Here is a 26,799-nt window from a genome sequence, read left to right as displayed (position 1 = left end):
TATGTCTTATTGTATTGTAGACTTATAAGGCTGTATAAATATACAGTAATCACAGTTTGCCTTGTGTTCAGGTGGTATAGATTGAGATGAATATAGGTTTTAAGCTATAATTGGGACATCTAATGTGGGAAATTAAAACAACCAAGCGGTTCGATGAATGGTATTACTCGCTTGGTGATGCGGACAGGGAAAATGTTCTTGCGGCTATATTAGTTTTAAGAGAGTTGGGGCCCATGCTGTCGCGGCCATATGCAGACAGTGTCTACGGGTCTGTGCACAGCAACATGAAAGAGCTGAGAGTTCAGAGCAAAGGCAATCCGATTCGTGCTTTCTTCGCGTTTGATCCAACTCGTACGGGCATCATTCTTTGTGCTGGTGAAAAGACGGGCAAAGACAAGCGGTTTTACGATCAGATGATTCCAGTAGCTGATCGAGAGTTCTTTGCGCATCTGGAAAAGCTCACTAAAAGGTGAATGACATGGCGAATTCTTTGGATAAGCTTCTGGCGGCAGAGAAGCCAGAGGTTGTTAGGCGTGCCCAAACTAAAGCGGATAATATTCTTTTGGAGATTCGCCTTGGTGAGGTGCGAAGCTTGTTGCAGAAAACCCAGAAGGATATGGCTGAAGCCATGGGTATAACTCAACCTACGATTGCAAGTATGGAAAAGGTTGGCAGAGATCTGAAACTGTCATCCATTAAGCGGTATGTCGAGAGTGCAGGTGCGAAGGTTCGCTTGGATATTGAGCTTCCTGATGGAACTCGCCATGCTATTCCGATTTGATATAAAAGCTGATGACGGACAGGCAAAACCTAGTCAATGGCCTGCTAAGGCCCAGTCTTGCTTTCAGCGGTGCTTATACTGTAATTGATCAAGGACAGGCACAGCATAGCCTGGGCACAGCATAGCCTGGAACGCCGGGAAACACAGGCCAGAGAGCAGACCTATAAGGCATTGCTCTGGTTCCAGAAACCGGCAGTCAGTGCGGGCGCGCTTTTTCAGGGGGCCTATGATGCTGGCATTGATCTGTACGACTTTGTTGCCGGAGTCAGCCACCTGACTTCGCCTGTGCTAACACTGCGGGATAGCCTGAAGTCGGCCTGGGATGCAAACAAAGACAATTCCGGCGACAGTTGGCTGGAAGCTTTCAATCGCAGTTACGATGAAAAGCGCCACGAACATTGGGTGCGGGCGATCGGGTTTGCGCCTTCGGACATCAGCAGGGAAGATATCGCAAAAGCCTACGAGGCAGCCAGTCTGGTCCTAAAGGATGACCAACTCAGCGCTGCCCTTAAAGAATTCACTGCCAACAAAACAGTCACAAAACAGTCATGGACAGGCATAGCATAGCCTGGACAGGCATAGCATAGCCTGACCTGATTTCGGAAAGCCCGGAGGATTCGTCCCCGGGCTTTTTGCGTTTTTGCTGCGTCGAACAAAATTCAAGATCATGGACAGGCACAGAAAAACAGGGATCCGCCAGGGCAACTTCATAGAATGCGGAAGTCGTTCTGAAGTCTGATCTGATGATTCTTTCTCCCGCACTGCGAACACTGCCACAAACTTGTCTTTGGGGGTAAGCATGAGAGTGCAGTGTTGCCTAACCTAGATTGGTGGGTATAATAACTACCATTAGCGGAAAGGGAACTGACGTGGAAAGCGCTGGGGCCAAAAGGAAACTGGAAAAAGATGGCTGGGAGCTGGTACGAGTGAATGGGAGCCACCACCACTTTAAGCATCCAACAAAGCCGGGGTTGGTCACGCTGCCACATCCCAAGTCGGAACTGGCAAAGGGTACGTTGAACAGTATATGGACGCAGGCCGGCTGGAAATAATTGCCCAAAAGGGCAGCTGATCAAACTTGAGGTAATTACTATGCGCTTCCCAGTGGCACTTCATACAGATGATGGAAAGAACTACAGCGTTACTGTGCCTGATATTGCTGGCTGCTTCTCTGCGGGTGCCAGTGAAGACGAGGCGCTAGATAATGCGCGTGAGGCAATTCTTGGACATCTTGAGCTGTTGGCAGAGTTTGGGGAGGAGGTCTCTGGAGCAAGTTCTATTGCTGAACATCGCGCAAACCCAGACTTTGAGGGCGCGGTGTGGGGCTTTGTTGAGATCGATGTAACTCCTTTCCTCGGCAAGGCAGAGAAAATTAATATCACTGTGCCCCGTTTGGTTTTGATTCAGATTGACAGGTTTGTGAAGGAGCACCCGAACGAGGCCCGGTCCCGCTCGGCGTTTCTATCGGAGGCTGCATTGGAAAGAATGCGAAGATTGCGCGACAAGGCCCAGGCATAACGCCATAAAACCATCATGGACAGGCACAGCTTAGCCCAGGCACAGCTTAGCCCAACCCCCTCAAGATCCCGCAGGCGCACGGTGCGCAAGTTGAAACCCTCTACCGTGCCCATGAACCCGTTGATTTGCACAAAACCCCCAACCGACATGGAATCCTCAACCACAATAAACAGGCCGGTAATCAAATCCTGAAGCGCTATGAGAAATGGAAGGACATCGTTTCGATTTCGGGCCCGCAGGGGCTAAAACAGATTCGGGGCTTTAATGATGAGGCCTTATCAGGGAAGTGGAAGGGTTTTCGATCCTCGCGGCTCAATATTCAGTATCGCGTTATTTATAAAGTGCAGAATAAGCAGGTGCTTGTGGAAGTTGAAAAAGTTACTCCCCATGATTATGGGAGGAGATAAAATGAGCGAATATCATAAGGCTAAAAGAAGGGTTGAAGTTTCTGCTGGGGAATCTGTTCGGATTCTGCGTCTGGGTGTCGAGCGTGCAAAGATCTTGGCTCGGGCTTTACGGTGTCATCCTGCCGTGCTCGTGTTCCCAGGTTGGGATATTGAGCACGAGTCTGCGGCATGACAGCGTAAAGTGATCATTAAAGTGATCATGGACAGGCACAGCTTAGCCGGCACAGCTTAGCCATGCGCTTACACTGCCCAACTTTTGGTATCATACAAAACCTAAGGCGAAACAATACTCACTCGGGCGTTTATATGTATCCAGCTGCTGATATTCATTGGTCGATGTCGCCAAATCGCGAGAGGGCGTTGATGCTTGCACACCGTGAGGTGTCAGTTTTTGTTTACGATGCCGTTCAGCTTGAAGGGATAAACTTTACCCTACCCGAAGTCCAAACGTTGATGCAGGGGATCACCATTGGTGGACATCGGCTCAGTGATCAGCAGATTGCAACGAACCAGGCGGATACCTGGAAGGAGCTGTTCCTCCTGGTCAGGGGGCAGAAGTTTGAGTTAACGCAAAGCTGCGCTTGCGACTTGCATCGTATTGCGGGAAAGGAGGAAGCGCTGGAGTGGGGCTGTTTTCGTTCCGGCGGCGTGCTAATCGCAGGAACAAGCTATGAGCCACCGAGTGCCGATCAGCTTTTTGGTCTTTTTGCGGAAATGGTCAACAAGCTTTCGGACTTGAAAGATGTCTACGATCAGGCTATTCATCTATTTTTGACCATGGCCCGCTGTCAGTTTTTTTACGATGTTAACAAGCGCATGGGCCGTTTTATGATGAATGGCCATTTGCTGAACTGCGGATATCCAGCTATTAATATTCCGGCATCGCGGCAGCTAGAGTTTAATGAACTGATGCTTGAGTTCTACAGTTCGGGTGACCAAGCAAAGATGAACCAATTTGTGCGCAGTTGCATGGACGAGCGGGTTGTCCGGATTATGAAAGAGTAGGCGCAAACGGGGATACGTCATGGGCGGCTCGTTTTAAACGTTCGTGTTTTGAATCTTCAGCTAGATCGCGGGTTCTGCCTCTCTATATACGGCGAGCCAGCGCCACCTTCCCCCTCCATCTGCACACTAATCCTCGGTGCAGCCACATCTATATACCGCTCCTCCATCTTCCGCTTCAGCAGCAAATTAAACGCCCTGGAAACATCCCACTGGTACTCTGGCTTAGTCCGCATCCGCATCCGTAGCACCGGGCAGCCTTCCTCAAATGCATGAATTCCCTGCATCTCAAGAGGCGACCAAATCAGCCAGCGCATATCCGGCAGTGTGCGTAATTCTTCGGCGGTTTCGGTCATCAGCAGTATGGCATCATCAATCGGCAATTCCCGGGGGATACGAATCTTGATCAGTGCAATGCCAAACTGCCGCGACATGTTGTGAATGGAGCTGATTTTGCTGAAGGTTATGTGATGCACCACCCCTTCAAGGTCCCGCAAGCGCACGGTGCGCAGGTTGAAGCCTTCTACGGTGCCCATGAAGCCGTTAATCTCCACAAAATCCCCGACCGACATGGAATCCTCAACCACTATAAAGAGACCAGTGATCAAATCCTGAACCAGTGTTTGTGCACCAAAACCTACGGCGAGGCCGATAATGCCGGCACCGGCGAGCAGGGGGGTTACATCAACACCCAGGGTGGAAAGGCTCACCAAGGTGGCAATCACCAGGATGGTGATCAGCAGGGTGTTCCGGGCAATCGGGAGAATGGTTTGGGCGCGGGCAGGGTTAATGCGTTTATTTCGGTCGCCCCCGCGCATGGCTCTTTCAAGCAATTCGTCTACAAATATCCAGGTGAGCTTTGCTGCGAGTAAAATAAAGGTCACGCCGAGCAGGCTACCTGCTACACCCTCGCTTACCGAGGGCTTTCCAGCCACGCCGAACAAAGACAACCCCCAAATTTGCAGTATCAGCTCGAAAAATAACAGCCACGCAGCCGCCTGAATCAGGTTGTAGCCAAAACGCACCAGCCTGCGGCTAAAGGTGCTAAGGGCTTGGTGCTTGGGGCGGTTTTCTTGAATGCCGATCAGTCCTTGCAGCGCAAGCGTCAGTGCCAGTAGCAAGGCGCAGATCATGGCTTTGCCCAAGGCAGCATCCGCTTCCCCGCCATTCACAAACACCGCGACTACCGAGGCGCTGATGGCAACCAGCATAGGTATGTGCCAAAGCCTGGCGAGCAGGGCAGTGACTTCACGCCCTACGCCTTGGTCTTTTCGTTGTTTGTAAGGTCGGTTTCGAATCAGATGGGTGACCGGCCTGCGGTTTCGAACAATCAGGAAGAAGCTGAGCAGGGCGGCAATAACGCTGAATACCAGAGCCAGTGCGCTGGCGAGTTCGGTGCCGAGTTGGTCGGTCAGTTCGGTTGTACTCAGCGCATCTTCAAGAGCAAACAGCACGCCGATGATAAACAGCGGCAAGAGCATTCGCCGGCGCAGAATCATAACGGCCGTGAGGCGATGGCCGTTGGAGAAAATGGAAATCATTACATCGAAAAGCGAGGTCAGCGCCCGGGCACTCAAGCCTGCGTAAGCCAAAATAAGAATCGTTGTTTGAGCATCATCCGACATGCCGAATGTGGGTAACCCGGCCAGCAGCGCGGTGAAAGTGAGCAGCCAGGGTAAAATCCGCCTTACAAAATGAGCGATGAGCATCCAGGGGCGGGGTGCCTTGGCATTTGCAGTGGCCATCCGCGCCATGAGAAAAACATGCGAACCAGGCGTGACAAGCCCCACAGTGCGGCTATCCATGCAATCAGTCCAGCGGTGATCTCTACCAGAACGCGGTAGGACGCACCGGTCAGTAACTTTTTTGCCGCACTGTAGGCATTGCGAAAATGTGTTTTCCAGATGGAGAGAGGGGTTTCTGCTGTGCTGTCACCGTTGGTGGCTTCATCAAAAAACACAGCAAGGGCACCCAATAAGCCCTCACCACCGGAAGTGCTTTTGCCTGTTTGCAAAGATTCTGCGCGCAATCCCTGTTGAATGGATTTGAGCTGTTGTACCAGCGCTTCACGGCTTTCGTCGTCTTGCAGCGCCTGAATGGCTACCTCTAACGACGCTTCAAGCTCTTCAGCTGAGGCTTCTTCTTTACCTGGCTGCCCCGAGAACCCGGGAATGCCGGGGAGCGTGAAGGGCTGTGCCTGAGTTGCCCCAACGGCAGCAAGCAAGATAAAGCCAAAAACCAGCGCGGTTAACCTCAAATTTCTACCTCTTCAAACAAGTCGGGTACCTCGGTGTCCCATCCGAATTTTTCACTGATGCGCTTGCGCATAATGTCGCTGGCTAACATTTCGCCATGGGTAACATACACTTTCTCGGGTTCAAGTGCGCCCCGCTCAAGCCATTGCAAGAGTTCATTGTAGTCGCCGTGCGCTGAGAGCGAGCCCATATTGTGGATCTCGGCCTTTACTGGCCAGTATTCGCCGTGAATCTTTACCGATTCCACGCCGGCGACCAGCCTGTCACCGCGGGTTCCAGGTGCCTGGAAGCCGGCAAATACCACACTATTCCTGTAATTTGGCAGCAGAGTTTTAAGATGGTGGAGCACCCGGCCACCGCTGGCCATGCCGCTGGCAGACACGATAATGCAGGGATAGCGCACGGAATCCAGCTTGATGGATTCATCAACGGTGCGAACGAACTCGGTATGGCTGTCGATCACCTCGCACTGACTGGCGCTCAGCTTATGTTCCTTGTGGTGCTTGGAAAAAATCTCCGTGGCTTTGATGGCCATGGGGCTGTTGAGAAATACCGGCAGCTTGGGAATGCGCCCCTCTCTCATGATCTTGTGAATAAGGTAAAGCAGCAGTTGCGCCCGCCCTACCGCGAATGATGGAATCAGTACAATCCCGCCGCGGCTAACGGTGCGAGTGATGATCTCTGCCAATTCGGTTTCCGGGTCGGTTTCCTCGTGCAACCTGTCGCCGTAGGTGGATTCGCACACAAGCACGTCGGCTTTCTTTATGGGCTCTGGTGGCCTCATGATCGGGTCGCTCTGTCGACCCACGTCCCCACTGAATACCACTGAGCGGCCGTGAGCCTTGTGATGAACATGCACGCAGGCAGAGCCCAGAATGTGTCCGGCAGGGGTAAAGGTCACCTCAAAGCCTTTCACCGGTTCAAACGTCTCGTGGTAATGAAAAGGCTCAAAGTGTTTCAAGGCTTCCCAGGCGTCCTTCACGGTAAAAAGCGGTTCGGGATTTTCATGCCGAGAAAATTTTTTGCGGAAGGCGTACTTGGCATCTTCTTCCTGCAGGTAGCCCGCATCCGGAAGTAACACTTTGCATAAATCGTGCGTGCCCTGAGTGCAGTAAACCTTGCCTTTGAAACCATGTTTCACCAGGGCAGGCAGGTAGCCTGAGTGGTCGATGTGAGCATGGGTGAGGACCACAGCATCGATTGTGCTGGGATCCACGGGAAACTTGGCCCAGTTTCTCCTGCGTAGGGTTTTAACGCCCTGATACATGCCGCAGTCAACCAAGACCCGGTGTTTATCGTCGGATAACAGATAGCGCGAACCCGTTACCGTACCGGTGCCGCCGAGGAAGCGAAGTTTCATAACAGAAGGCCTTATGGTTGGTCAGGATGAGAAATGCGCCTGAAGATTTCCCTTTCAGATTGCCTGAAAGTGCAACGCCAGAAAAGCCCGGATACGGCCGGCCGCCAATATTTGCTACTATTCACTTACACCGCATGACTATCAGTGACGCAGGATGCCGGCAATGCAATACAGCTCAATACTCCCGGAAGTGATCAAGGTGGCCGATGAAGCCAGTACCCGAGTGCTCCACATTTATCAGTCTGATTTCAAAGTGAGCTACAAGGAAGACGAGTCGCCGATTACAGCAGCGGATGTGGGCAGCCATGAAATCATCGTAAAAGGCCTGCGCAATATCAGCCAGGATATTCCTGTTCTCTCGGAAGAGGGTGCCCAAGCCCCTTGGGAGGAGCGCAAACAGTGGCGGCGCTTCTGGTTGGTTGACCCCATTGACGGCACCAAAGAGTTCACCCAGCGTACAGGCGAATTTACGGTGAACATAGCGCTGATTGAAGATGGTGAGCCGGTACTGGGCGTGGTCACTGCCCCATCATTAAAAGAGGCGTTTTGGGGCATAAAGGGTGAAGGCGCGTATAAGCGTGACCGAACAGGCCGGGAACATCGCATAAGAGTGGCCGAGTTGCCCGATACCGTTCGGGTTGTCGCCAGCAAAAACCACATGAATGACGAGACCCGCGATTTCATCAGAACGCTTGGCCCCCACAAAACACTTCAGGCAGGCAGCTCCCTCAAGTTTTGCCGAATCGCCGAAGGCCATGCCGATCTCTACCCCCGAATGGGGCCAACCAGTGAGTGGGACACGGCCGCAGCCCATGCGGTGTTGTTAGCGGCAGGAGGTAGTGTGAATACGGTAGATGGCACACCGTTGCGTTATGGCAAGGAGAGTGTGCTTAACCCGTATTTCATTGCAGCGGGAAACTGGCACATTCAGCGCCCATGACTTGGTACGCACTTCAACACAAGCCTGCACAAGGTGATCGGGCATTGTTGCATCTGCAGAATCAGGATATCGCCTGCTTCTACCCGAAAGTACAGGTAGAGAAAATCAAAGCCGGAAAGCGTACCCAAAAGCTGGAGCCTTTGTTTCCCGGCTACCTGTTTATAAATCTGGAACAAACAGACCCAGCTTGGGCAAAACTGCGATCCACCCGTGGGGTGCTTCGAATTGTGAGTTTTGCCAACAAACCTGCCGCTATCGCGGACGGCGTGATACAGCACATCAAAGACAGCCTGGGCTCCGTTGTTCAGCAGGGTGGGCTAAAGTGTGGAGAGGTGGTTCAGTTGAGCAATGGGCCATTTGAGGGTATTAATGCGGTGTTTCAGGCGTATGATGGCGAGGAGCGGGCAATTGTGCTGATCAGCTTTATGCAGAAGCAGCAGCGGGTGAGGGTGCCGGTATCTGTGCTCAAGCCTTAGTAGTCTAGTACTTTAACAATTCTTAACGGCCGTAACCCACTGATATAGAAGATGCAAGACCTTTTGACCCTTGCTTGTCTTCCTCGAAGGCGTAAAATCGCCGCGCTTCAGACATGGAACATTCACACACTGACAGGGATGCAGTTGGGAGCGTATCTTCCCCTCTTGGTTGTCTCTCTGTCATTGCTGGCAATTTATATCTATGACCTTAAAACACTGGGCCCTGGTCGGTGGGGCGGTAGCGTGCTTGAGCAGCAATATAGCGACAGCAGCGCCATGGCTAGAGGCCGGAGATGTGCGAGCGCGTTATGCCGTGCAAAAACTGGCAGACAGGGGGCAGCTCGCCAGGCCGGTTACCAGTTGGCCCATCATGTGGGGGTCCATAAGCAATGGGATGGATGAAGCCGGCAAACAGCCTGCTTCTGAAACTGGCTTGGCTCGCAGCTATCTTGAATTTGAACGTGTTCAGCAAGCCAAGCCTGGGTTTCGGGCTGAGTTTGAAGTATCTGGCACCAATGAAGTGGCCATGGTTCAAGGGTTCGAACGCGGCCCAATGGCAGAAGCTGCAGCGAAATTAACTCTTCAGTGGCAAGGACAAAATTGGGCGTTTGGGCTAAGCCCTGCCTACGCTCACAATCCTGACGATAACGAAGAGGCCCGCCTTGACGGCTCCTACCTTGCGGCAACTGCAGGTAACTGGGTATTTGGCGCGGGCGCGATTGATCGTTGGTGGGGCCCAGGCTGGCAATCCAGCCTTATCCTATCTAGCAACGCTCGGCCCATGCCCTCCGTATGGTTGAATCGCAAAGATGCCTCTGCACCTGAAAGTAAATGGTTGAGTTGGATTGGCCCTTGGCAGCTCACACTGCTTGCAGGGCAGTATGAACACGAGCGCGCAATCCCCGAGGCCAAATTGATCGGTATGCGTTTGAATTTGCGCCCGCTGGACGGGTTAGAGCTTGGTTTCTCAAGGGCGATTATGCTCGGCGGTCAAGGCCGGCCTGAAAACGGTTCCACACTATGGAATGCGCTGATTGGCAGGGACAACGGCCAGTTGGAAGAAGACGACCCAGGCAATCAGCTTGCTAGCGTAGATGCGCGTTATGGGTTCGCAATTGGTAAACAGTCAATGGGGCTGTACGCCCAAATGATGGGTGAAGATGAAGCCGGCGCATTCCCGGCGCGGAAATCCTGGCTACTCGGTACCGATTGGACAAGTCAGCTGTTCAACGGCGAGCAACAGTGGTTCATTGAGTACGCGAATACCCTGGCGGACGATTTCCTCGGTGATGCCATGCCCAACATCACCTATGATCACTCCCGCTATCACAGCGGCTATCGTTATAACGGTCGCACCATGGGTGCCAGCTTCAGTGGCGATGCAGAAGCCATTACATTGGGTGGCTTTCACTTTTTTGACGATGGCCGAAACCTTACAGCAAGCGTGAGCGTTGTAGAATTCAATAAAGACGGCGCAAGCAGAACGCCCGTTGTCGATGAGCGAATCAAATTAATGGTACCTGCCGAGAACGCAGAACAAATCATCGCCAAAATCGGCTACGGCACCCAAGCGTTAAATGGCTGGCTGGATGTGAGTGCCCAGTTTGCCGATAAAAAACTTGAGCTTGTGAACCCGGCAGAAAACCAATCTGGCCAATGGTCAGTCGGTGCCAGCTGGCGTTACCGCTTCTAGCTCCCGGCCAAAGCAAGCGCCAATAGCCCCTCTCCCAAAACCAACCAATTTAAGCAATAAACCGGACCCCAAAACCGTGAATCTAAAGAATCTCCTGCTTTCCTTAACATTTCTGCTCCCCATAGCAGTTCAAGCGCAGTCCATAACGCCGGCACAGATCGAGCAGTTCAAATCCCTCCCCAAGGCCCAGCAAGAAGCCTTGGCCAGCCAATATGGCGTTGATCTGACTGCCCTGGGCGGGGTTGGCCAAAGCACGAACCAGCGGCCCCAGCCGGTGCAGGTAATTGAACCTATTCGTAGTCCGCAAACGGCAGAATCCGGAAACGAGCCAGAGACAAAAGCTGAAACTGAAGAGACCAAAAAAAATGGCGGCCTGAAACCCTACGGCTACGATCTCTTCGCCGGCAACCCCACCACCTTCGCACCGGTTACTGAAATTCCCGTACCCTCTGAATACACCCTGGGCCCTGGTGATGTACTGCGGGTTCAACTCTGGGGTAAAGAAAACCGCAACCTTGAACTCCCGGTGAGCCGCGATGGCAGCGTCAGTTTCCCCGACTCAGGCCCTCTCAGCGTGGCGGGCCTCAGCTTCAACGAAGCCCGGGAACAAATCCGCAACAAGGTAACGGAGCAATACATAGGTGTGCAGGCCAGTGTCTCGTTGGGCGAGCTGCGCAGCGTGCGGGTGTTTGTACTAGGTGAGGCCCGTAATCCTGGTTCCTACACCGTTAGCTCCCTGTCTACCCTCACCAACGCCTTGTTCGTGTCTGGAGGTATTCGAACCACCGGTTCCTTGCGTAACATCCAGCACAAGCGCAATGGCAAATTGGTGGGCACGCTAGATCTATACGACCTCCTGCTCAAAGGCGACAGCAGCGCCGACAACCGCATACAACCTGGGGACGTGATCTTTATTCCACCAGTCGGCAAGCGCGTGGGTATTGGCGGCGAAGTGTACCGCCCCGCGTTGTATGAACTGAAAAACGAAACCCGATTAGCAGAGCTGGTGCAGATTGCGGGCGGCCTTACCCCGCAGGCATACCCACAGCGTGTCAACATCATCCGAACCAATAGCGACTTCCTACGGGTGATTGCCGAAGCAGATTACACCCAGCCGCAGGGCCGAAATGCCCAAGTGCAGGCTGGGGATTCGATAACCATTCCATCGATTTCCGACATCACCGGCCAATATGTGGAAATCCGTGGTGCCGCCACCAGGGCGGGAAAATTCGCCTGGATTCCGGGCATGCGAGTGAGCTCCATCATTAAGGATCTGGACGCCGACCTGGTGCCAGCAGCTGACAAACGCTACGCAGCCATTGTACGCACTAATCCAAACACCGACGCGGTATCGGTACTGAATCTGCGCCTCCGCGAAGCCATCACTCAGCCGGGTAGTGAATACGACCTGCAGTTAGAAGAAAAAGACAAAATTCTGGTGTTCTCAGATGCTGGTAAAATCAGCGGCGGCGAAGGCGGCGGTAACTACACACGCGAAAGCCTGTTTGCTCCTGTACTCCAGCGCCTGACAGCCCAAGCCAAGCCCGGCGCGCCCCAGCAAACCATCCGCATCAGCGGCCCGGTACGCTACCCCGGAGAATACCCACTACCCGCCACCCGCAGCGTAGCAGATGCTATCTTTGTAGCCGGCGGCCTGAAAGACGCGGCCTCCCTGCAGCAGGCAGAAGTGGCCCGTTATACCACCGACGAAAACGGCATTGGCCAAACTCAAATCATCAACCTCAATCTCGCGGAAGCCATGGCTGGCAAGAGTATTCTCAAGCTGCACAGCCGCGACACCATTTTGATTAAGTCTATCCCTCAGTTTGCTCAAACCAGAACTGTCACCCTCAGCGGGGAAGTGCGGTATCCCGGCCAGTATACCTACCGCGATGGAGAAACCCTGAAGGATGTCCTGATACGAGCGGGCGGTCTCACTGACAACGCCTTCCCGAGAGGCGCGGTATTCACCCGTGAAAAGCTCCGCCAACTGGAGGCCCGGCGCCTGAGAGAAGCTGAAGAACGGCTGCAAGGGGATCTATTGGGGGTTCAACTGGAAGGCGATAACTTCGGTGGTCAGAATGCGGAGCGGGTAAGGCAAGTGGAAAGCCTGCTGGACGACGTGCAAAACAGCCGTCCGGTTGGCCGCATGGTCATAGACTTGGCCTCTGTGCTTAGTGATGAAAAGTACCAGTCAATCCGCCTGCAAGACGGCGATGCACTCACCATACCAACCATCCCTCAAGCGGTGTCAGTCTTCGGCGAAGTGCAATTCCCTACAAGCCACCTGCATGAGCCAAGCCTAACTGTAGACGACTACCTCGAACGCTCCGGCGGCCCCACTCGCCAGGCAGACGAAAGCCGTGTTTACGTGGTAAAAGCCGATGGCTCCGTAATGCTACCTGAGAAAAGCGCATGGTTTGGTGGTCGTAGCCAGCAGTTGCAGCCAGGCGATACCGTGATTATGCCGATCGATGTTGACCGCCTGAACCAGCTGGAACTCTGGACCAACGTAAGCCAGATTGTTTACCAGATGGCCCTTGGTGCTGCCGCAGTGGGTAATTTGTAATGAATCAGCCTGTGGTGAATCAAGTGGCCGAACAGCCTTACTATCCGGATGATGAAATCGACCTACGTGAACTCTTCGACACTCTGTGGCGAGGTAAGTGGATTATCCTTCTGTTTACCATCGTATTCGCCGCTGCAGGCGTGTTCTACGCATTGAGCAAGCCCAACATATACCAAGCCAGCGTGTTGCTGGCCCCGGCACAGGATGAAGGTGGCGCGGGCGGCCTTAGAGGGCAGCTTGGCGGCCTAGCCAGCCTGGCAGGCATCAGCCTTGGTGGTGGAGGTGGAGCAAATCCCACCCTTATAGCAAAAGAGGTGTTGCAGACCCGCGCTTTTCTAACAGACTTCATTCACCGCCACAACCTGTCGGTGCCGCTGATGGCAGCAGAGGGCTGGGATGAGAAAAACGAGAAATGGATTATCGATCTAGAGAAATATAACCCGGAAACCAATCAGTGGCTTAACGATAAAGACGGCAAAAGCCAGAAACCGACAGACTGGGATATGGTTAAGAAGTTCAAGGAAGAATACCTAAGCCTATCTGAGAACAAAGACAGCGGCATGATTACCCTGAGCGTGAAGAACCTCGCGCCACCCGCCGCCAAAGACTGGGCAGCAAAGTTAGTCCACGACATTAACGAACACATGCGCGAGCAAGACGTAGCAGAAGCCGAAGCTCGCATTGCCTACCTCGAAAACAAACTACGCGAAACCAACATCGCTGGAATGCAGCAGGTGTTCTACCAGTTGATTGAAAGTGAAACCCGCACCGTGATGCTGGCAAACGCTCAAAGCGAATACGTGTTCAAAACTATAGACCCGGCGGTGGTGCCACAGGAAAAAAGCGAACCCAAGCGCGCTTTGATATGCGTAGTCGCGACCATGCTCGGCGGCATGCTGGGTGTCTTTACTGTATTTGTAATAGCCTTTGTCCGCTCCGGCAAAGAACAAAATTCAGATAGAGCAGAAATATGAAACTCTTAGTAACCGGCGGTGCCGGCTTCATAGGCTCCGCAGTTATTCGCCACATCATTCGAAAGACTAAAGATGAAGTGGTCAACCTCGACAAACTCACCTACGCCGGCAACCTCGAAAGCCTGGCAGAAGTGAGCGACAGCGAACGCTACTGCTTCGAACAAGTCGACATCTGCAACCGCACCGAACTAGACCGCGTTCTGGCCCAACACCAACCAGACGCCATCATGCACCTGGCCGCCGAAAGCCACGTAGACCGCTCCATTGACGGCCCTGCAGAGTTCATAGAAACCAACATCGTCGGCACCTACACCCTCTTGGAAGCCATCCGCCAATACTGGCAGTCACTGGAAGTCGAAAAGAAAGCTAACTTCCGCTTCCACCACATAAGCACCGACGAAGTCTACGGCGACCTCCCACACCCTAATGATTCATTCGAGCCTGGGGAGTCCTTCCCCTCTCCCCCCGCGGGAGAGGGGCCAGGGGAGAGGGGGAAGGCAGGCGAACTCCCACTGTTCACCGAACAAACCCCCTACGCCCCCAGCAGCCCCTACAGCGCCAGCAAAGCCAGCTCCGACCACCTAGTCCGCGCCTGGCACCGAACCTACGGCCTGCCGGTACTGGTCACCAACTGCAGCAACAACTACGGCCCCTACCACTTCCCGGAAAAGCTCATCCCACTGATGATCCTGAACGCCCTGGAAGGCAAGCCACTCCCCATATACGGCAAAGGCGACCAAATCCGCGACTGGCTCTACGTAGAAGACCACGCCCGGGCCCTCTATAAAGTGGTTACAGAAGGCAAAATCGGCGAAACCTACAACATCGGCGGCCATAACGAAAAACAGAACATCGAAGTGGTCCACACCCTGTGCGACATCCTCCAGGAACTGCGCCCGCAGGCGACCAGCTACCGCGATCTGATCACCACCGTAAAAGACCGCCCCGGCCACGACCGCCGCTACGCCATAGACGCCACTAAAATCGAGAAAGAACTCGGCTGGGCGCCGGAAGAAACCTTCGAAACCGGCATTCGCAAAACCGTACAGTGGTACCTGGATAACCTTGATTGGTGCCAGCGGGTGCAAGACGGTAGCTATCAAAGAGAGCGACTCGGAGCAGCGGTATGAAAGGCATCATCCTGGCAGGCGGCTCCGGCACCCGCCTGTACCCCATAACACTCGGCACCAGCAAACAACTCCTGCCCGTGTACGACAAACCCATGATCTACTACCCGCTCTCTGTACTCATGCTGGCGGGCATCCGGGACATCCTCATTATCACCACCCCGGAGGATCAGGCCGGTTTTCAGCGCGCACTGGGCAACGGCGAACAGTTTGGCATCAACCTGAGCTACGAAATCCAGCCGAGCCCCGACGGCCTCGCACAGGCCTTCATCATAGGCGAAAAGTTCATCGGTGATGACAGCGTGTGCCTGGTACTGGGCGACAATATTTTTTACGGCCAGGGCTTCACCCCCAAGCTGAAACAAGCCGCTGAAAATGCCAAATCCGGTAAAGGCGCCACCGTATTCGGCTACCAGGTTAAAGACCCGGAACGCTTCGGCGTGGTGGAATTCGACGAAAACCACCAGGCCATCTCCATCGAAGAAAAGCCCGCCAAGCCAAAATCACACTACGCCGTAACGGGCCTGTACTTCTACGACAACCAAGTGGTGAAAATCGCCAAACAGGTAAAACCCAGCCACCGGGGCGAGCTGGAAATTACCTGCGTAAACCGCGCCTACTTAGAGCAAGGCAACCTGAACGTGGAATTGTTGGGCCGGGGGTTCGCGTGGCTGGACACCGGCACCCACGAAAGCCTGCTGGAAGCGGCGCAGTTTGTGGAAACCATTGAAAAGCGCCAGGGGTACAAAATCGCTTGTCTGGAAGAGATCGCATACAATCAGAGATGGCTTAGCAAAGAACAGCTATTAGCGCAGGCTAAAGAGCTCAGAAAAAATGGTTACGGAAGCTACCTCAGCGACCTGATAAACGAGTAGCAAACTACGGCAAAGAGTATGGAACAGCGCAGCTTGCTCCAAAATACGATAAACGAAACGCTTGAAGCGCCAGAGCAAACGCTGGACTACTGGCGTGCGGATATCGAACACGATGCCTTCTATCAGCCGGTACTGAAAAGCCAGGCCTTTCAACGGCTGAAAGGCATCTCGTTTCTTGGGGCTCTGGATTATGCGGTAGGTAGCAAACAGGCGCATACCGGCAGCCGTGCTGAACACTCGTTGAATGTAGCAGCACTCGCCAACTTTGTGGCCACTCGCCGCCAATATACACCGGAGCTAAAAAAGCATCTGATCGTAGCCGGGTTGTTGCACGACATCGGTCATCCGCCGTTATCCCACAGCGCAGAGCCCTTCATCAAGAAGCACATAGGCTACGGCCACCACCATGCCGGTGAGAAAATTCTGAAAGGGCAGCATGAGTTGGGGAAGGCGCTTAACAAATGGTTGAGTGAGAACACGGATCTTTCGTTTTTGATCAGCCTGATCGATCAGAACGCCCTTGATATAGATGGCGGCGACCTGTTCAGCAGTCCTATCAATATCGATACTATTGAGGGTATAACACGCAGTCATCAGGTATTCAGTCGCACCGCCAAAGGTAGCCTAAGCAGGAACAGAATAGACATCGCAGCCGCATCATTCTTGCCGGAAGTCCGTAACCCATGGGAAAAGCTGGATCAGTTCTGGAAAATGAAGCATCAAGTTTATGCAGGGCTGATCACCAGCAAGCGCGGACTGGTAGCAGATAAGCTCTCACAGCTGTATTTTCAGCACGAAAGCCACAGCTTGTCAGAGCAAGATATTTTCACATCCGAAAAGTATTGGAAAAAGCGCTACGCTACCCTGTTCGAAGGTTTGCAGGGCATTAACAAGCAAAAGCTGAGTGTTCACTGGATGTCAGGTGCAAAAGTTAGCTACATCAACCGTTGTTACTACCTCGATGAAAGTCAGCGGGGGCGCGCTCGGTACCAGTGTGCCAAAAGTGCTGCAACCACATTGTTGCCCGACTTTTCAACCAGTAACCACCAACTTCAGTTCGTGATCATCAAATAACAAGCATGGATGCAATCAGTGTATAAGCGAGTACTAACAGACTATCCCGCATTACTTGAAGCCAGCGAATATACCAAGCAGCAGCTGAACAAAATTCGAAGTGCTCTGAGTTCGGAGCTACAGGACAGCCCCCATAAAGAGCAAATTACCATCGTAACCGTTGGCTCCTACGGTCGTGGGGAAGCTTCGGAATCATCTGATCTGGATCTGTACATCCTTTTTAATTCAGATAGAGATGCAGAGGACGTTATTGCCGATGAGTTAATCAGGATAAAGCGAGTACTCGATGGCCTTGTGCCCAATGAAACCGGCAGTACTGGCACGTTTGGCGCAAATGTGTGTGTTCGTTTCGCCGATATCCAAAGTAATATCGGCGGGAAAGACGACACCAATGCCGATATCACCCGGAGGCTACTGTTTTTACTGGAAGGCACATGGTTGTACGGTAAAGAACGTTTTCGCAGTTATCGCCTGGATCTTTTAGCCCGGTACATCAAACCTAACGGCTCAGACGGCAAACTTGCCCGCTTCCTGCTAAACGACATCATCCGCTACTACCGCACCATAGCGACAGACTTCGAGCACAAAGTAAGCGATCAGAAGCAAGAATGGGGGCTGCGTCAGGTAAAACTTCGTTTCTCTCGCAAGATTTTATATTTCAGCGGCATTGTTGCGGTGGCAGAAACGGCCGACTTGCCTCAGCAGCAAACACTAGAGAAAATCAACGACTGGTTTGATTATCAGGGGCTGGAACGAATCTACCAGGCTGCACCGGCCCTGAAGGAAACCCGGCAAGTGCTGGAACTTTATGAACACTTTCTGGCACAAATTTCTGACCGGAAAATCCGCCAGAATCTGGAGCAGTTGAACAAAGAGGACAGGGCAAGCTGCCAGCCATACTGCGAACTTCGCGAGAAAGGTGTTGAGCTTTCAAACGTTCTGACGGGTTGGCTGAAAGAGCAGTACTCGCCAGAACACCAAATCCATCAAGCGTTGCTGTTTTAGCCAGAAAAAAATCTTGCTTTACTTTATCCGGCACGGCGAAACCGACGATAACCGAAAAAATGTATGGATGGGGCGAAAAGATCTCCCTCTGAGCCAAGCCGGTATTGATCAGGCAAAAGCCGCAGCCGAGCAACTTGCCAAGCTACCCATAGCGATAATCATGACCAGCCCGCTACTCAGAGCACGGCAAACTGCTGATCTTATAGCACAACAACACCCAAGATCACCGGCTGTGCGCATTGCCGATTGGCTGACTGAACGCGACTTTGGTCCGTATGAGGGGATGAAGAAAACCAGTGCCAACCGAATAGCCATGAACGCATCCACCAGTGTGGAATCTATGGAAAGCCTTACCAAACGGCTTGCAGCCCTAAAGAATGTATCCAATACCCAAGAACATTTGCTGATTGTCTCGCACTCCGGAGTTTATCGGTGCTTGGTGGATAGCCTTGGATACCAAAGCACCAGCAACCAGTGCAGCTTGAAGAATGCAGAGTTTGTGTCACTGACACTCCATTGTGGAAAGTATTGAATGATCCCCGTAACCAAACCCTATTTCCCCAGCCGCGAAAAACTCAATCAATACATCGACGGCATTTACGAACGCCAATGGCTAACCAACAACGGCCAACTGGTGCAGCAGCTAACGGAGCGGCTGGAAGCCTACCTGGGCGTTGAAAACCTCCTGCTGGTTTCCAATGGCACACTCGCGCTGCAAATCGCCTATCGTGCTTTAGGGGTGAGCGACGCAACACCCGGCGCACAGCCGGAAGCCATTACCACCCCGTTCAGCTTCATCGCCACCGCCAGCTCCTTGAAATGGGAGGGGGTGCAGCCAGTATTTGCAGATATAGACCCAAACACCTGGTGCCTGAACCCCGCCAATATCAAAGCGGCCATTACGCCCAACACCCGGGCCATTGTCCCGGTACACGTGTTCGGTAACGCCTGTGATGTAGAGGCTATAGGCAGCATCGCCGAAGAACACGGCTTGAAAGTGATTTACGACGCCGCCCACGCCTTTGGTGTTCGGTACAAAGGTGAAAGCCTGCTCAAGCATGGCGATGCCGCCACCCTCAGCTTCCACGCCACCAAGCTGTTCCACACGGGTGAGGGCGGGGCCATTGTGTTCAAGCGTAAAGAAGACCTTGAGCGCGCCAAGAGCATGATTAACTTCGGGATTACCGGGCCGGATACCATCGATGAGCTGGGCATTAATGCCAAAATGAATGAACTGCAGGCGGCGATAGGGCTGTGTGTGCTGGATGAGAACGAACAAATCAGCGCAGATCGTCAAGCCGTTACTGAGACTTACAATCACTTTCTTGACGGCAAGCTCCAGAAACAGCGCATTCAAGCGGGTGCGAGCTACAACCATGCCTACTATCCGGCAGCATTGGAAAGCGAGGCGAAGGTAATCGAACTTATGTCCTCCCTTCGTGATTCAGGCGTCCTTGCGCGTCGTTACTTTTATCCATCACTGGATTCAGTAGCCGCTCTGGAGGCAACTTCAACGGCCTGTTCGGAATCCAGAAAACTAGCTGAACGCATTGTCTGTTTGCCAATTTATTCCGGTTTGAAATTTGAAGAGATTGAGATGATATCCAAGAAAGTGTTAAAGGTTGCTCAGTGAAAACTCGACCAACGGGCGCCTTTTTTAGAAAGCCGGTTAACTCTTCAAGAATCGTTGCCTTTATTGAGGAGCTGGTCGGCCCTATTAAGCTCGCCGGTGCCGAAGGCCTGGAATTAACAGGCACCTGTGACTCCCGTACCGGTGGTCATAATCAGCTTGTCTTTGCTAACGCGGAGCATTTTGGCAAAGGTGCAGAGTTAACAGGCTCCTTTGTTTTAACGGATGAATTGCCGGATGAATCAATCAAAGGCTCCAATCAATTCTGTGTGGTATCAGACCCCAGAGCTGTATTTATGGACGTGCTTACGTGGTTGATTGATTCAACAGGCGTAGATGCCCATTGGAGTGGCTACACCGGTGAGGCTGCGGTGTCGAGCGAAGCGCAGGTTGCAAGCTCAGCCGTTATCGAGCCTGGCGTCGAAATAGGCGAGGGCAGCGTGATCTGTGCTGGTGCTGTTATCAAACGTGGTTCGCGGATTGGCAGGAATACCATCATTCGGGAAAATGTGGTGATTGGAAGCGACGGAGTGACGGTGTACCGGGCAGCTGACGGTCGATTGCTGAAATTTCCCCATGTGGGTGGCGTGTCTGTTGGCGACAACACTGAAATTGGTGCAAATGCTGTGATTGCCGGGGGCATTCTTGCCACTACGTTTATCGGGAACGATGTAGTCATCGGCAACCTGTGCAACGTAGGCCATGGCGCAGTTGTCGAGGATGGGGTTTGGATGTCCGTTGGGGCACTGCTTGGAGGCCATACCACGGTGCGCGCCGGAGCGACCATCGCAATGGGCGTTAGTGTTCGGGACAATCTGGTGATTGGCGCAGACTCATCGCTGGGTATGGGCAGTGTTGTGGTTAAAAATGTTGAGCCGAACCATTCGATGTTCGGTAATCCCGCCAAGCGAATGGTTGGCCTGAAAACCGGCCCCAAACGATAGGTCAGGAGTTGTTATGTCGGAAGTGCTGAAGTTTGTGTTCAAGGGCAACCGAAACTATGTCCAAGGAACCAGTTTGTTTAATGCCTTGGTTGAGGTAGCTGGTCAGAGAGGGGCGGCGGAAGGCAAGATTAATGTGTCATTCAAGCACATGATTCACAATCCGGTTTGCATTCTGGACGAACGTGCGCCAACAGCAGCCGATGCGGTAGTCGCTAAAATAGCTGGAACCGACGGTGAGAGTCATTTCCTGTGCATTAATGCAGCGACTGAAACCGAAGAAGCTGTGCGACAGGAGTTTGATGAGCCAGAAGCTTGCCGTGGCGCTATCGTTGGCGATAAATCGGTTGTTCAGGATAACCCTCATCATGGGGACAAGATTGAACTACTGGTATCACTCTGTAAGAAAATGCACCAGGAGTGTGTGGATAGTTCAAAAAAATGGGTCTTTTCCCGGTATGACGGCCAGTTTCCAATCCCCGAGATGGATAAGGTGGAACTTCGCATCACCAAACAGGTGGGCACACGGCTAACCTGTAGTGATGTTTTGGTCAATGGCGAGAAAATCGCTGACATGTACTTTTCGTGACACATTAAAACAACAGGAGCCACTCATGTTAGGGATTCAGTCGGTAGCGAGTTATTTGCCGAAAGGTCGAGTCGATAATTTGAAGCAGGCCGATCGGTTTGAAACAGATCGTGAGTTCGTCGAGCAGAAAATCGGTGTAGCCACTCTGCCTCGGTTTGAAGAGACCGACAGCGTTGTAAGTGCGAGCACAGCAGCCTTCAACCGCCTGTGCGAAAACGTGCAGATCGAGAAGTCAGAGATTGAGTGCGTGGTTCTGTGTACTCAAAACCCGGACAAAGGTGGCCTACCGCACAATTCAGCTCTGATTCATGCTGCTTTGGAACTGCCAGAAGACTGCGCCTGCTTCGATATCGGGCTGGGATGCTCCGGGTATGTCTATGGTTTAAGCGTGATTCAGTCTTTTATGGCTGCGAACGGAATGAAAAAGGGTTTGCTCTTCACCTGTGACCCTTATTCCCGGATTCTTGACCCGGAAGATAAGAATACCTGCCTTCTGTTTGGTGATGCTGCATCTGCTACGTTTATCAGCGACACACCGCGCTACAAACTTGCCACTGCAAAATTCTCCACAAAAGGTGCTGGCAGTGAGGCGCTTCAGAAAACAGACCATGGCCTGGAAATGAATGGCCGGGCTGTGTTCAACTTTGCTTTGCAGGATGTACCCAAGCAGATCAAGCGTACGCTGGCATCCGCGGAATTAACTGCTGAAGATATTGACCTGTTCCTTCTGCACCAGGGCAGTCGTTTTATGCTGGAAAACACTATAAAGCGAGCTGAAATCCCTGCTGAAAAAGCCCCCATCAGGCTCTCCGAAACCGGAAACACTGTTTCGTCGTCCATCCCGATCCTGTTGGAAGCAGAATTGGATAACAGACCCCGAAGAATACTTATGTCAGGCTTCGGTGTTGGACTGTCCTGGGCGACAGCAATCTATGAAGAAGTAAAACCGAACTAATAGGAAGCACTATGAACCGTGAAGAAGCTGTAAAAATCGTTAATTCCATGTTGGAAAAAAATGTTGAAGGCTTAAAAATGTCAGAAGACAAGATGGACAAGACTCTTGTTGATCTTGGTGTCGATTCTCTAGATTTGATGCTGGTTATTATGGATGTGGGTGAGGCTGCAGGCGTTGCGATTAGTGATGATGAGGCAGAGAGCCTAGATACACCCGAGAAAATTGTTGAGTTTATTTGTCAGTAAAGGTTTTGGGCGCATGTACAGGTTTGTGGGTGTGCCCTTTAGTCTAAATAGTGTTCTGGCTGCGTTAATTTTACCCCCCGGCCCTCAGTTGAATCTTACCCCATAGTTGAAGTTGCTTAATATGGCAAGCGTCAAAAAAAATGTAATTTTCAACTACGGCGGCCAACTCTACTCCACACTCATTGGCATCCTCGTGCTGCCCCTGTTCCTTGAGCACGTGGGTGCAGAAGCGTACGGCCTGATCGGGTTTTACACTCTGGTCCAGGCCTGGATGTCGCTAGTAGACCTGGGCATGACGCCAACCATTGGCCGCGAAGTGGCCCGGCTTAGAACCAAGCCTTCGGAGTCTGCTCGGCTGGTTGGTATTGTTAACTCCCTTGAAGTGGTGTTTGTGATCATCGCCGGCATTGTGGCGTTTTCAATGGTTGTATGTCGGGAGTGGCTGTCAGCAAACTGGCTCACCGTGGAGGTGTTAGATCTGGCCACGGTAGAAACTGCGGTGGCAATCATTGGTATCACAGTAGCCGTCCGGTGGGCGTCCAGTCTTAATCGCAGTGGGATTAACGCCTTTGAGAGTCAGGTGTGGCTCAATATCTTTGAAGTTGTGATAAACACCCTGCGTTTTCCGGTGGCACTGCTGCTCGTGATATGGCTTGATGGCGATGTACTGGCGTATTTCTATTTTCAGCTGGCCGTGGTCGGGATCGAATTTCTTATTCTTCGCCGAAAGTTACGCGGTCTCTTGCCAGTTGTGCAGGCTTCACGCTTTAGCTGGCCTGAATTAAAACGCATCGCCCCCTTTGCCATCAGCATTGGCTATACCACGGCCATTTGGGTGCTGCTGACCCAGCTGGACAAACTGGTGCTCTCTAAAACACTGACCTTGTCTGAGTATGGCTACTTTACACTGGTTGCTACGGTCTCCTCGGGCGTTATGATGCTCTCTGGCCCGGTAAGCAAGGCGATTCTGCCCAGGATGACTGCCTTGCTTGCAGAGGGCAAGAAGGACGAGATGATCCAGCTTTACCGGAAATCAACGCGACTGATCGTAATATTGGTAATGCCAATAGCCATTACCATCGCCTGCCTGCCCTACAGTGTGCTTTTCGCCTGGACTGGTAATGCAGAGGCCGCACGCTGGGGTGAACAGATCCTCCCGCTGTTCATACTGGGCGCGGCGATCCTGGCCGTAGTGGCGTTTCAGTATTACTTGCAATATGTGTATGGAAACCTGAAATATCACGTTAGGTACAATACGTTTTCTGTGCTGGCCAATGTGCCTCTGATTATATTTTTGGCGGTTGAATATGGCCCAATAGGGGTGGCCTGGTTGTGGTTAGGGTTTAGGGCTTTGTCGCTATTAGTGTGGGTTCCCTTCATCCACAGTCGATTTGCGCCAGGTTTGAATAGGGTCTGGTTTTTGAAGGATGTTTTAACCCCACTAATGTTGGTATTTGGTGTCGTTTTCGTTGGTATGGTGGTGATTGAAAACGTGGAACAAGCCAGTCGCTCTCTACAGTTTTTGGCTTTGGCAATAATGTGCACCTGCGCAACCTTGCTTCCTGCGGCTTGGGTGTTTCGATCTGTATTCAGGAGAAGTCGTGTTTCGTAAAAAAATCAACTTTGATTTGGACGAGTTTCGAAGTCGGCCATTGCCCTCGGAGCAGGAGATCATGTCCGGTTGGACCGGTGACCTGGATAAGCCTGTAGTGAGTGTTATTTGTAACACTTACAACCAGGAAATGTATATTGAGGATGCCATTCGAGGCTTCTTGATACAGGAAACGGATTTTCCGTTTGAGGTGATTATTAATGATGATGCTTCTACGGATCGGAATCCGGAAATAATAAAGAGTTACGCTGAGAAGTATCCGAGTATTATTAAGCCTGTGTTTCAGGAGGAGAATCAGTATAGTCAGGGGCGAAAGCCTTCTGTGGTTAGTTTTCCTTATACGTCTGGAGACTATATTTCACTTTGTGAGGGTGATGATTTTTGGATATGTCCTCATAAACTGCAGGATCAGTTCAACACTATTGAAAGAGAGAGTGTTGGCTTAGTCTATTGCCCGGCAGTGGCCCTTAGCGGGGCTAAAACCCAAGGGCTGACAGGTCAGATGGCCCTTAACGACGCCCATGTGCCATTAGAAGAGGTTATTCGGGGTGGTGGTTCTTTCTGTCCCACGGCCTCTGTATTCGTCGATAGAACAGCACTGAACGTCCTGTTCGGTGAGCCATGGTTTTTACAAGCCCCGGTAGGTGATTTGTACATACAAGCATACTGCTCGGCTGCCACTGGCGCCTATTTTCTTGCCAAGCCTTATTGCGTCTATCGGAAGTTTGCTAACGGAAGTTGGAGCGAGAAGAAGCCATCTTTAGGTCAAGAGCAAGATTTTTTAACTCGTCAACTGATCGGAGTAAAGGGACTTGTTGACTCTCTTCCATGTTTAGATAGAGACGCTCTAACTATTATGAGTGATGGTGTTTTTTACCATAGTGCGATTAGGTTTTTATGGATTAACGAATGGGGTTTTTATAAAGAACTTATTGAAAAGGTTAGTGTGGAGTATAGATATAGATCCTTTGGTTGCCGACTATTTTGGTTCCTGCGTGACTTCCCCGTTCTCGCTAAGTTTTTAGCTAAGTTTTTTGTTTTTCGGTGAACTATTGAGTGTGAAAGAAGTCAAGTGGAAAGCTTTGTTCTAGTTGTTTTGGGAGATGGGGTTAACTATGTCGATAAAGATCGCAGTTGAAGTTTCAGGTAAGTCTTTTCTCCCAGAGGCTCATGTTTACAAAAAACGATTTTTAAGCCTAGGCTTTAAATGTGATATTGTTCCTAAGGATGATTATACTCCAGATAGCTATGATGCGGTGGTGCTTTTTCATGGATTTCATCCGTTCTGGAAGAAGTATCCTCGATTTATTATAGGTGAATATCACTCTCTTAGTGTTGGTAGGTTTTCAAGGGTTAAGGATTTAATAAAACGTATTTTAAATGTTAAGGCTGATTTTCTGGTTTTCTTAAACAAAGAAGTTAGAGATTTAATGTGGTTTTCAGAATCTGATAATCATGTTTTTCGAGGTATGGGGTTTTATCCTTCAGCTAGGAAATCAAAAAATTTTCAGTCAAGAGAGTTTGATGTTGTATACTGTGGAAGTGAACGAGCAGGCGTTGTAAGAGAAGTCGAGAAACTTGCAAGGCTCGGCCTTAAAATTGCGGTTGTTGGCTTTTATTCTGACAGAGAGATTAAAAATGTTAAATTTTTTGGTAGGCTGAGCTCAAAAGATGCAGGGGATGTTGTTAATAATTCACGTTTTGGTTTGAATTATACTCCAGATGTTTTTCCATTAAATATTCAGGATTCTACCAAAGTTATAGAGTATTGTGGTGCTGGCATTGGCGTCATAACTAACAGGTACTATTGGGTTAATGAATTTGAACGTAGGTGGAATGGTAAGTTTATATCGTTAGATTCAATAGCACACAGTTCTGATATTTTTGATTATGAATATGTTGTTCCAGATGTTTCAGAGCTTGAGTGGGACGTTGTTGTTGATAGCATGTTTGAAAAGATTTCTGCAAAACTTGCACCCTCTGATAACAGGTTTTCTAAAAACTTTTAGAGTTTCATAGCTGTTAATAGGGTTATCGAAACGTGGTTAGGTCTGATCTATGGTTTTGATGTTGATGGATCATGATTTGCTGTTTGAATCCCACTTCATCTCTATAGTTCTTACAAATTAGTTTCGATTATTTGGGAAAGTTTTTTTATTCTATGTGTGGATTTTCAGGTTGCGGCTATGGTGCTGGAAAAATGTAATTCAGAGGATGTGCGATCAGATAAGCCACAGAGGGCCAAATAGCGAAGGATATTGGCAAACTGACGACGGAATGCTGGCTGTAGGGCACAGGCGTTTATCGATTTTGGATTTGTCTGCTGCAGGTCATCAGCCCATGCACTCTGAATGCGGCAGATACGTTCTGGTTTTTAACGGTGAAATATACAACCATCTGGCGTTGCGGAGTCTATTATCTGAGCAGACTGCCGAGCCAAATTGGCGTGGCCAATCCGATACCGAAACTTTGCTCGCCTGTTTTGCAGTTTGGGGATTAGAAACAACTTTGCAAGCAGTTCGAGGAATGTTTGCATTTGCCTTGTGGGATAAACAAGAACAAGAGTTAACGCTAGCCCGGGATAGAATGGGTGAGAAACCTTTGTACTGGGGCTGGTGTGGTGATGTTCTGCTGTTTGGGTCTGAATCGAAGGCGTTGAAAGCCCATCCAGGTTTTAATGCGGAAGTGGATCGTGACGCACTAACCCTTTTGTTGCGGCACTGTTACATACCAGCGCCTTACAGCATTTATCGTGGATTCAACCAATAACC

The 26,799-nt window shown here is 51.3% G+C and carries 29 protein-coding genes and 1 pseudogene; 26 read left to right on the top strand and 4 right to left on the bottom strand.

Going from position 1 to position 26,799, the window contains the following annotated elements; all coding sequences use genetic code 11:
• Positions 1–122 precede the first annotated feature (122 nt).
• The 5 genes from FE848_RS03180 to FE848_RS03160 all read left to right on the top strand — a co-directional run bounded on the left by FE848_RS03180 (position 123) and on the right by FE848_RS03160 (position 2,299).
• Positions 123–473 (top strand): type II toxin-antitoxin system RelE/ParE family toxin, encoded by a 351-nt coding sequence (locus FE848_RS03180; RefSeq protein WP_200201267.1) that lies wholly within the window; start codon positions 123–125, stop codon positions 471–473.
• Between the two features lie 5 nt (positions 474–478).
• On the top strand, positions 479–781 hold the full coding sequence (locus FE848_RS03175) for an XRE family transcriptional regulator (RefSeq protein WP_200201266.1): 303 nt from the start codon (positions 479–481) through the stop codon (positions 779–781).
• A gap of 84 nt (positions 782–865) precedes the next feature.
• Positions 866–1,348 carry a hypothetical protein gene (locus FE848_RS03170; protein WP_200201265.1) on the top strand — a complete coding sequence of 161 codons (483 nt, stop codon included), beginning with the start codon at positions 866–868 and terminating at the stop codon, positions 1,346–1,348.
• A 302-nt stretch (positions 1,349–1,650) separates the two neighbouring features.
• Positions 1,651–1,833 carry a type II toxin-antitoxin system HicA family toxin gene (locus FE848_RS03165; protein WP_200201264.1) on the top strand — a complete coding sequence of 61 codons (183 nt, stop codon included), beginning with the start codon at positions 1,651–1,653 and terminating at the stop codon, positions 1,831–1,833.
• 40 nt (positions 1,834–1,873) lie between these two features.
• Complete coding sequence (locus FE848_RS03160; RefSeq protein WP_200201263.1) at positions 1,874–2,299, top strand: type II toxin-antitoxin system HicB family antitoxin; 426 nt, start codon at positions 1,874–1,876, stop codon at positions 2,297–2,299.
• Positions 2,300–2,325: 26 nt separating this feature from the next.
• Here FE848_RS03160 and FE848_RS19005 read toward each other — a convergent pair.
• Positions 2,326–2,487: pseudogene (locus FE848_RS19005) on the bottom strand (mechanosensitive ion channel domain-containing protein); the annotation flags it as partial.
• Here FE848_RS19005 and FE848_RS19000 point away from each other — a divergent pair.
• Together FE848_RS19000 and FE848_RS03150 are read left to right on the top strand one after the other, a co-directional pair.
• The gene (locus FE848_RS19000) at positions 2,425–2,706 is read left to right on the top strand and encodes a type II toxin-antitoxin system mRNA interferase toxin, RelE/StbE family (RefSeq protein WP_227715089.1); all 282 of its coding nucleotides are present in this window, start codon (positions 2,425–2,427) and stop codon (positions 2,704–2,706) included. The pseudogene FE848_RS19005 and the gene FE848_RS19000 sit on opposite strands and share 63 nt — an antisense overlap.
• Positions 2,707–3,012: 306 nt before the next feature.
• A complete protein-coding gene (locus FE848_RS03150) occupies positions 3,013–3,711 on the top strand; it encodes a Fic family protein (RefSeq protein WP_200201262.1) in 699 nt (232 codons plus the stop codon).
• Between the two features lie 56 nt (positions 3,712–3,767).
• Here FE848_RS03150 and FE848_RS03145 read toward each other — a convergent pair whose 3' ends face one another.
• From FE848_RS03145 to FE848_RS03140, 3 genes are read right to left on the bottom strand one after another with little or no spacing between them, the layout of a single operon-like run.
• Entirely contained in the window at positions 3,768–5,453 is a 1,686-nt protein-coding gene (locus FE848_RS03145; RefSeq protein ID WP_227715088.1) for a mechanosensitive ion channel family protein, read from the bottom strand.
• Positions 5,396–5,965, bottom strand: a complete 570-nt coding sequence (locus FE848_RS18625) for a hypothetical protein (protein WP_227715087.1) — start codon at positions 5,963–5,965, stop codon at positions 5,396–5,398. The genes FE848_RS03145 and FE848_RS18625 overlap by 58 nt, the downstream gene beginning before the upstream one ends.
• Positions 5,962–7,323 carry an MBL fold metallo-hydrolase gene (locus FE848_RS03140; protein WP_200201261.1) on the bottom strand — a complete coding sequence of 454 codons (1,362 nt, stop codon included), beginning with the start codon at positions 7,321–7,323 and terminating at the stop codon, positions 5,962–5,964. Before FE848_RS03140 ends, FE848_RS18625 begins: the two co-directional genes overlap by 4 nt.
• Positions 7,324–7,486: 163 nt before the next feature.
• On the opposite strand from FE848_RS03140, the gene cysQ reads away from it, so the two are divergent.
• From cysQ to FE848_RS03045, 19 genes are all read left to right on the top strand, one after another.
• Positions 7,487–8,263, top strand: coding sequence for a 3'(2'),5'-bisphosphate nucleotidase CysQ (gene cysQ / locus FE848_RS03135; RefSeq protein WP_200201260.1), 777 nt, complete (start codon positions 7,487–7,489; stop codon positions 8,261–8,263).
• On the top strand, positions 8,260–8,739 hold the full coding sequence (gene rfaH, locus FE848_RS03130; protein WP_200201259.1) for a transcription/translation regulatory transformer protein RfaH: 480 nt from the start codon (positions 8,260–8,262) through the stop codon (positions 8,737–8,739). Before cysQ ends, rfaH begins: the two co-directional genes overlap by 4 nt.
• Before the next feature lie 202 nt (positions 8,740–8,941).
• Positions 8,942–10,432 (top strand): capsule assembly Wzi family protein, encoded by a 1,491-nt coding sequence (locus FE848_RS03125; protein WP_200201258.1) that lies wholly within the window; start codon positions 8,942–8,944, stop codon positions 10,430–10,432.
• Positions 10,433–10,508: 76 nt separating this feature from the next.
• On the top strand, positions 10,509–13,001 hold the full coding sequence (locus tag FE848_RS03120) for an SLBB domain-containing protein (protein WP_200201257.1): 2,493 nt from the start codon (positions 10,509–10,511) through the stop codon (positions 12,999–13,001).
• Entirely contained in the window at positions 13,001–13,975 is a 975-nt protein-coding gene (locus FE848_RS03115; RefSeq protein ID WP_200201256.1) for a Wzz/FepE/Etk N-terminal domain-containing protein, read from the top strand. Before FE848_RS03120 ends, FE848_RS03115 begins: the two co-directional genes overlap by 1 nt.
• Positions 13,972–15,105 carry a dTDP-glucose 4,6-dehydratase gene (locus FE848_RS03110; RefSeq protein ID WP_200201255.1) on the top strand — a complete coding sequence of 378 codons (1,134 nt, stop codon included), beginning with the start codon at positions 13,972–13,974 and terminating at the stop codon, positions 15,103–15,105. The genes FE848_RS03115 and FE848_RS03110 overlap by 4 nt, the downstream gene beginning before the upstream one ends.
• Positions 15,102–15,977 carry a glucose-1-phosphate thymidylyltransferase RfbA gene (gene rfbA, locus FE848_RS03105; protein WP_200201254.1) on the top strand — a complete coding sequence of 292 codons (876 nt, stop codon included), beginning with the start codon at positions 15,102–15,104 and terminating at the stop codon, positions 15,975–15,977. The genes FE848_RS03110 and rfbA overlap by 4 nt, the downstream gene beginning before the upstream one ends.
• Before the next feature lie 18 nt (positions 15,978–15,995).
• Positions 15,996–17,051 carry an HD domain-containing protein gene (locus FE848_RS03100; RefSeq protein WP_200201253.1) on the top strand — a complete coding sequence of 352 codons (1,056 nt, stop codon included), beginning with the start codon at positions 15,996–15,998 and terminating at the stop codon, positions 17,049–17,051.
• A gap of 18 nt (positions 17,052–17,069) precedes the next feature.
• Positions 17,070–18,056 (top strand): nucleotidyltransferase domain-containing protein, encoded by a 987-nt coding sequence (locus FE848_RS03095; RefSeq protein ID WP_200201252.1) that lies wholly within the window; start codon positions 17,070–17,072, stop codon positions 18,054–18,056.
• A 13-nt stretch (positions 18,057–18,069) separates the two neighbouring features.
• Positions 18,070–18,588, top strand: a complete 519-nt coding sequence (locus tag FE848_RS03090; protein ID WP_200201251.1) for a histidine phosphatase family protein — start codon at positions 18,070–18,072, stop codon at positions 18,586–18,588.
• A complete protein-coding gene (locus tag FE848_RS03085) occupies positions 18,589–19,689 on the top strand; it encodes a DegT/DnrJ/EryC1/StrS family aminotransferase (protein WP_200201250.1) in 1,101 nt (366 codons plus the stop codon).
• Positions 19,686–20,630: a DapH/DapD/GlmU-related protein gene (locus FE848_RS03080; RefSeq protein ID WP_200201249.1), complete on the top strand. Its 945-nt coding sequence runs from the start codon at positions 19,686–19,688 to the stop codon at positions 20,628–20,630. The genes FE848_RS03085 and FE848_RS03080 overlap by 4 nt, the downstream gene beginning before the upstream one ends.
• Before the next feature lie 13 nt (positions 20,631–20,643).
• Positions 20,644–21,216, top strand: coding sequence for a hypothetical protein (locus FE848_RS03075; RefSeq protein WP_200201248.1), 573 nt, complete (start codon positions 20,644–20,646; stop codon positions 21,214–21,216).
• A gap of 25 nt (positions 21,217–21,241) precedes the next feature.
• Positions 21,242–22,171, top strand: a complete 930-nt coding sequence (locus FE848_RS03070; RefSeq protein ID WP_200201247.1) for a ketoacyl-ACP synthase III — start codon at positions 21,242–21,244, stop codon at positions 22,169–22,171.
• A gap of 11 nt (positions 22,172–22,182) precedes the next feature.
• The gene (locus FE848_RS03065) at positions 22,183–22,416 is read left to right on the top strand and encodes a phosphopantetheine-binding protein (protein WP_200201246.1); all 234 of its coding nucleotides are present in this window, start codon (positions 22,183–22,185) and stop codon (positions 22,414–22,416) included.
• A 121-nt stretch (positions 22,417–22,537) separates the two neighbouring features.
• Positions 22,538–24,028, top strand: a complete 1,491-nt coding sequence (locus FE848_RS03060) for an oligosaccharide flippase family protein (RefSeq protein ID WP_200201245.1) — start codon at positions 22,538–22,540, stop codon at positions 24,026–24,028.
• Positions 24,018–25,076 (top strand): glycosyltransferase family 2 protein, encoded by a 1,059-nt coding sequence (locus tag FE848_RS03055; RefSeq protein ID WP_200201244.1) that lies wholly within the window; start codon positions 24,018–24,020, stop codon positions 25,074–25,076. The genes FE848_RS03060 and FE848_RS03055 overlap by 11 nt, the downstream gene beginning before the upstream one ends.
• A 67-nt stretch (positions 25,077–25,143) precedes the next feature.
• The gene (locus FE848_RS03050; protein WP_200201243.1) at positions 25,144–26,037 is read left to right on the top strand and encodes a hypothetical protein; all 894 of its coding nucleotides are present in this window, start codon (positions 25,144–25,146) and stop codon (positions 26,035–26,037) included.
• 205 nt (positions 26,038–26,242) lie between these two features.
• Positions 26,243–26,797, top strand: a complete 555-nt coding sequence (locus FE848_RS03045) for a hypothetical protein (RefSeq protein WP_320159496.1) — start codon at positions 26,243–26,245, stop codon at positions 26,795–26,797.
• The last annotated feature ends 2 nt before the right edge of the window (positions 26,798–26,799 follow it).

The sequence above is a fragment of the Marinobacter sp. 1-3A genome (assembly GCF_016597775.1).
Classification (GTDB): Bacteria; Pseudomonadota; Gammaproteobacteria; order Pseudomonadales; family Oleiphilaceae; genus Marinobacter; species Marinobacter xiaoshiensis.
The sequence above is the reverse complement of the archived record's forward strand: the minus strand, read 5'-3'. Positions and strand labels throughout refer to the sequence as shown.

Bases quoted from the DNA above. Each gene is read 5' to 3' on its own strand.
- FE848_RS03180 (WP_200201267.1), top strand. From the start codon at position 123: ATGTGGGAAATTAAAACAACCAAGCGGTTCGATGAATGGTATTACTCG.
- FE848_RS03175 (WP_200201266.1), top strand. From the start codon at position 479: ATGGCGAATTCTTTGGATAAGCTTCTGGCGGCAGAGAAGCCAGAGGTT.
- FE848_RS03160 (WP_200201263.1), top strand. From the start codon at position 1,874: ATGCGCTTCCCAGTGGCACTTCATACAGATGATGGAAAGAACTACAGC.
- FE848_RS03150 (WP_200201262.1), top strand. From the start codon at position 3,013: ATGTATCCAGCTGCTGATATTCATTGGTCGATGTCGCCAAATCGCGAG.
- FE848_RS03145 (WP_227715088.1), bottom strand. From the start codon at position 5,453: ATGGCCACTGCAAATGCCAAGGCACCCCGCCCCTGGATGCTCATCGCT.
- FE848_RS03140 (WP_200201261.1), bottom strand. From the start codon at position 7,323: ATGAAACTTCGCTTCCTCGGCGGCACCGGTACGGTAACGGGTTCGCGC.
- cysQ (WP_200201260.1), top strand. From the start codon at position 7,487: ATGCAATACAGCTCAATACTCCCGGAAGTGATCAAGGTGGCCGATGAA.
- rfaH (WP_200201259.1), top strand. From the start codon at position 8,260: ATGACTTGGTACGCACTTCAACACAAGCCTGCACAAGGTGATCGGGCA.
- FE848_RS03125 (WP_200201258.1), top strand. From the start codon at position 8,942: ATGACCTTAAAACACTGGGCCCTGGTCGGTGGGGCGGTAGCGTGCTTG.
- FE848_RS03115 (WP_200201256.1), top strand. From the start codon at position 13,001: ATGAATCAGCCTGTGGTGAATCAAGTGGCCGAACAGCCTTACTATCCG.
- FE848_RS03110 (WP_200201255.1), top strand. From the start codon at position 13,972: ATGAAACTCTTAGTAACCGGCGGTGCCGGCTTCATAGGCTCCGCAGTT.
- rfbA (WP_200201254.1), top strand. From the start codon at position 15,102: ATGAAAGGCATCATCCTGGCAGGCGGCTCCGGCACCCGCCTGTACCCC.
- FE848_RS03100 (WP_200201253.1), top strand. From the start codon at position 15,996: ATGGAACAGCGCAGCTTGCTCCAAAATACGATAAACGAAACGCTTGAA.
- FE848_RS03085 (WP_200201250.1), top strand. From the start codon at position 18,589: ATGATCCCCGTAACCAAACCCTATTTCCCCAGCCGCGAAAAACTCAAT.
- FE848_RS03075 (WP_200201248.1), top strand. From the start codon at position 20,644: ATGTCGGAAGTGCTGAAGTTTGTGTTCAAGGGCAACCGAAACTATGTC.
- FE848_RS03070 (WP_200201247.1), top strand. From the start codon at position 21,242: ATGTTAGGGATTCAGTCGGTAGCGAGTTATTTGCCGAAAGGTCGAGTC.
- FE848_RS03065 (WP_200201246.1), top strand. From the start codon at position 22,183: ATGAACCGTGAAGAAGCTGTAAAAATCGTTAATTCCATGTTGGAAAAA.
- FE848_RS03060 (WP_200201245.1), top strand. From the start codon at position 22,538: ATGGCAAGCGTCAAAAAAAATGTAATTTTCAACTACGGCGGCCAACTC.
- FE848_RS03050 (WP_200201243.1), top strand. From the start codon at position 25,144: ATGTCGATAAAGATCGCAGTTGAAGTTTCAGGTAAGTCTTTTCTCCCA.
- FE848_RS03045 (WP_320159496.1), top strand. From the start codon at position 26,243: ATGTGCGATCAGATAAGCCACAGAGGGCCAAATAGCGAAGGATATTGG.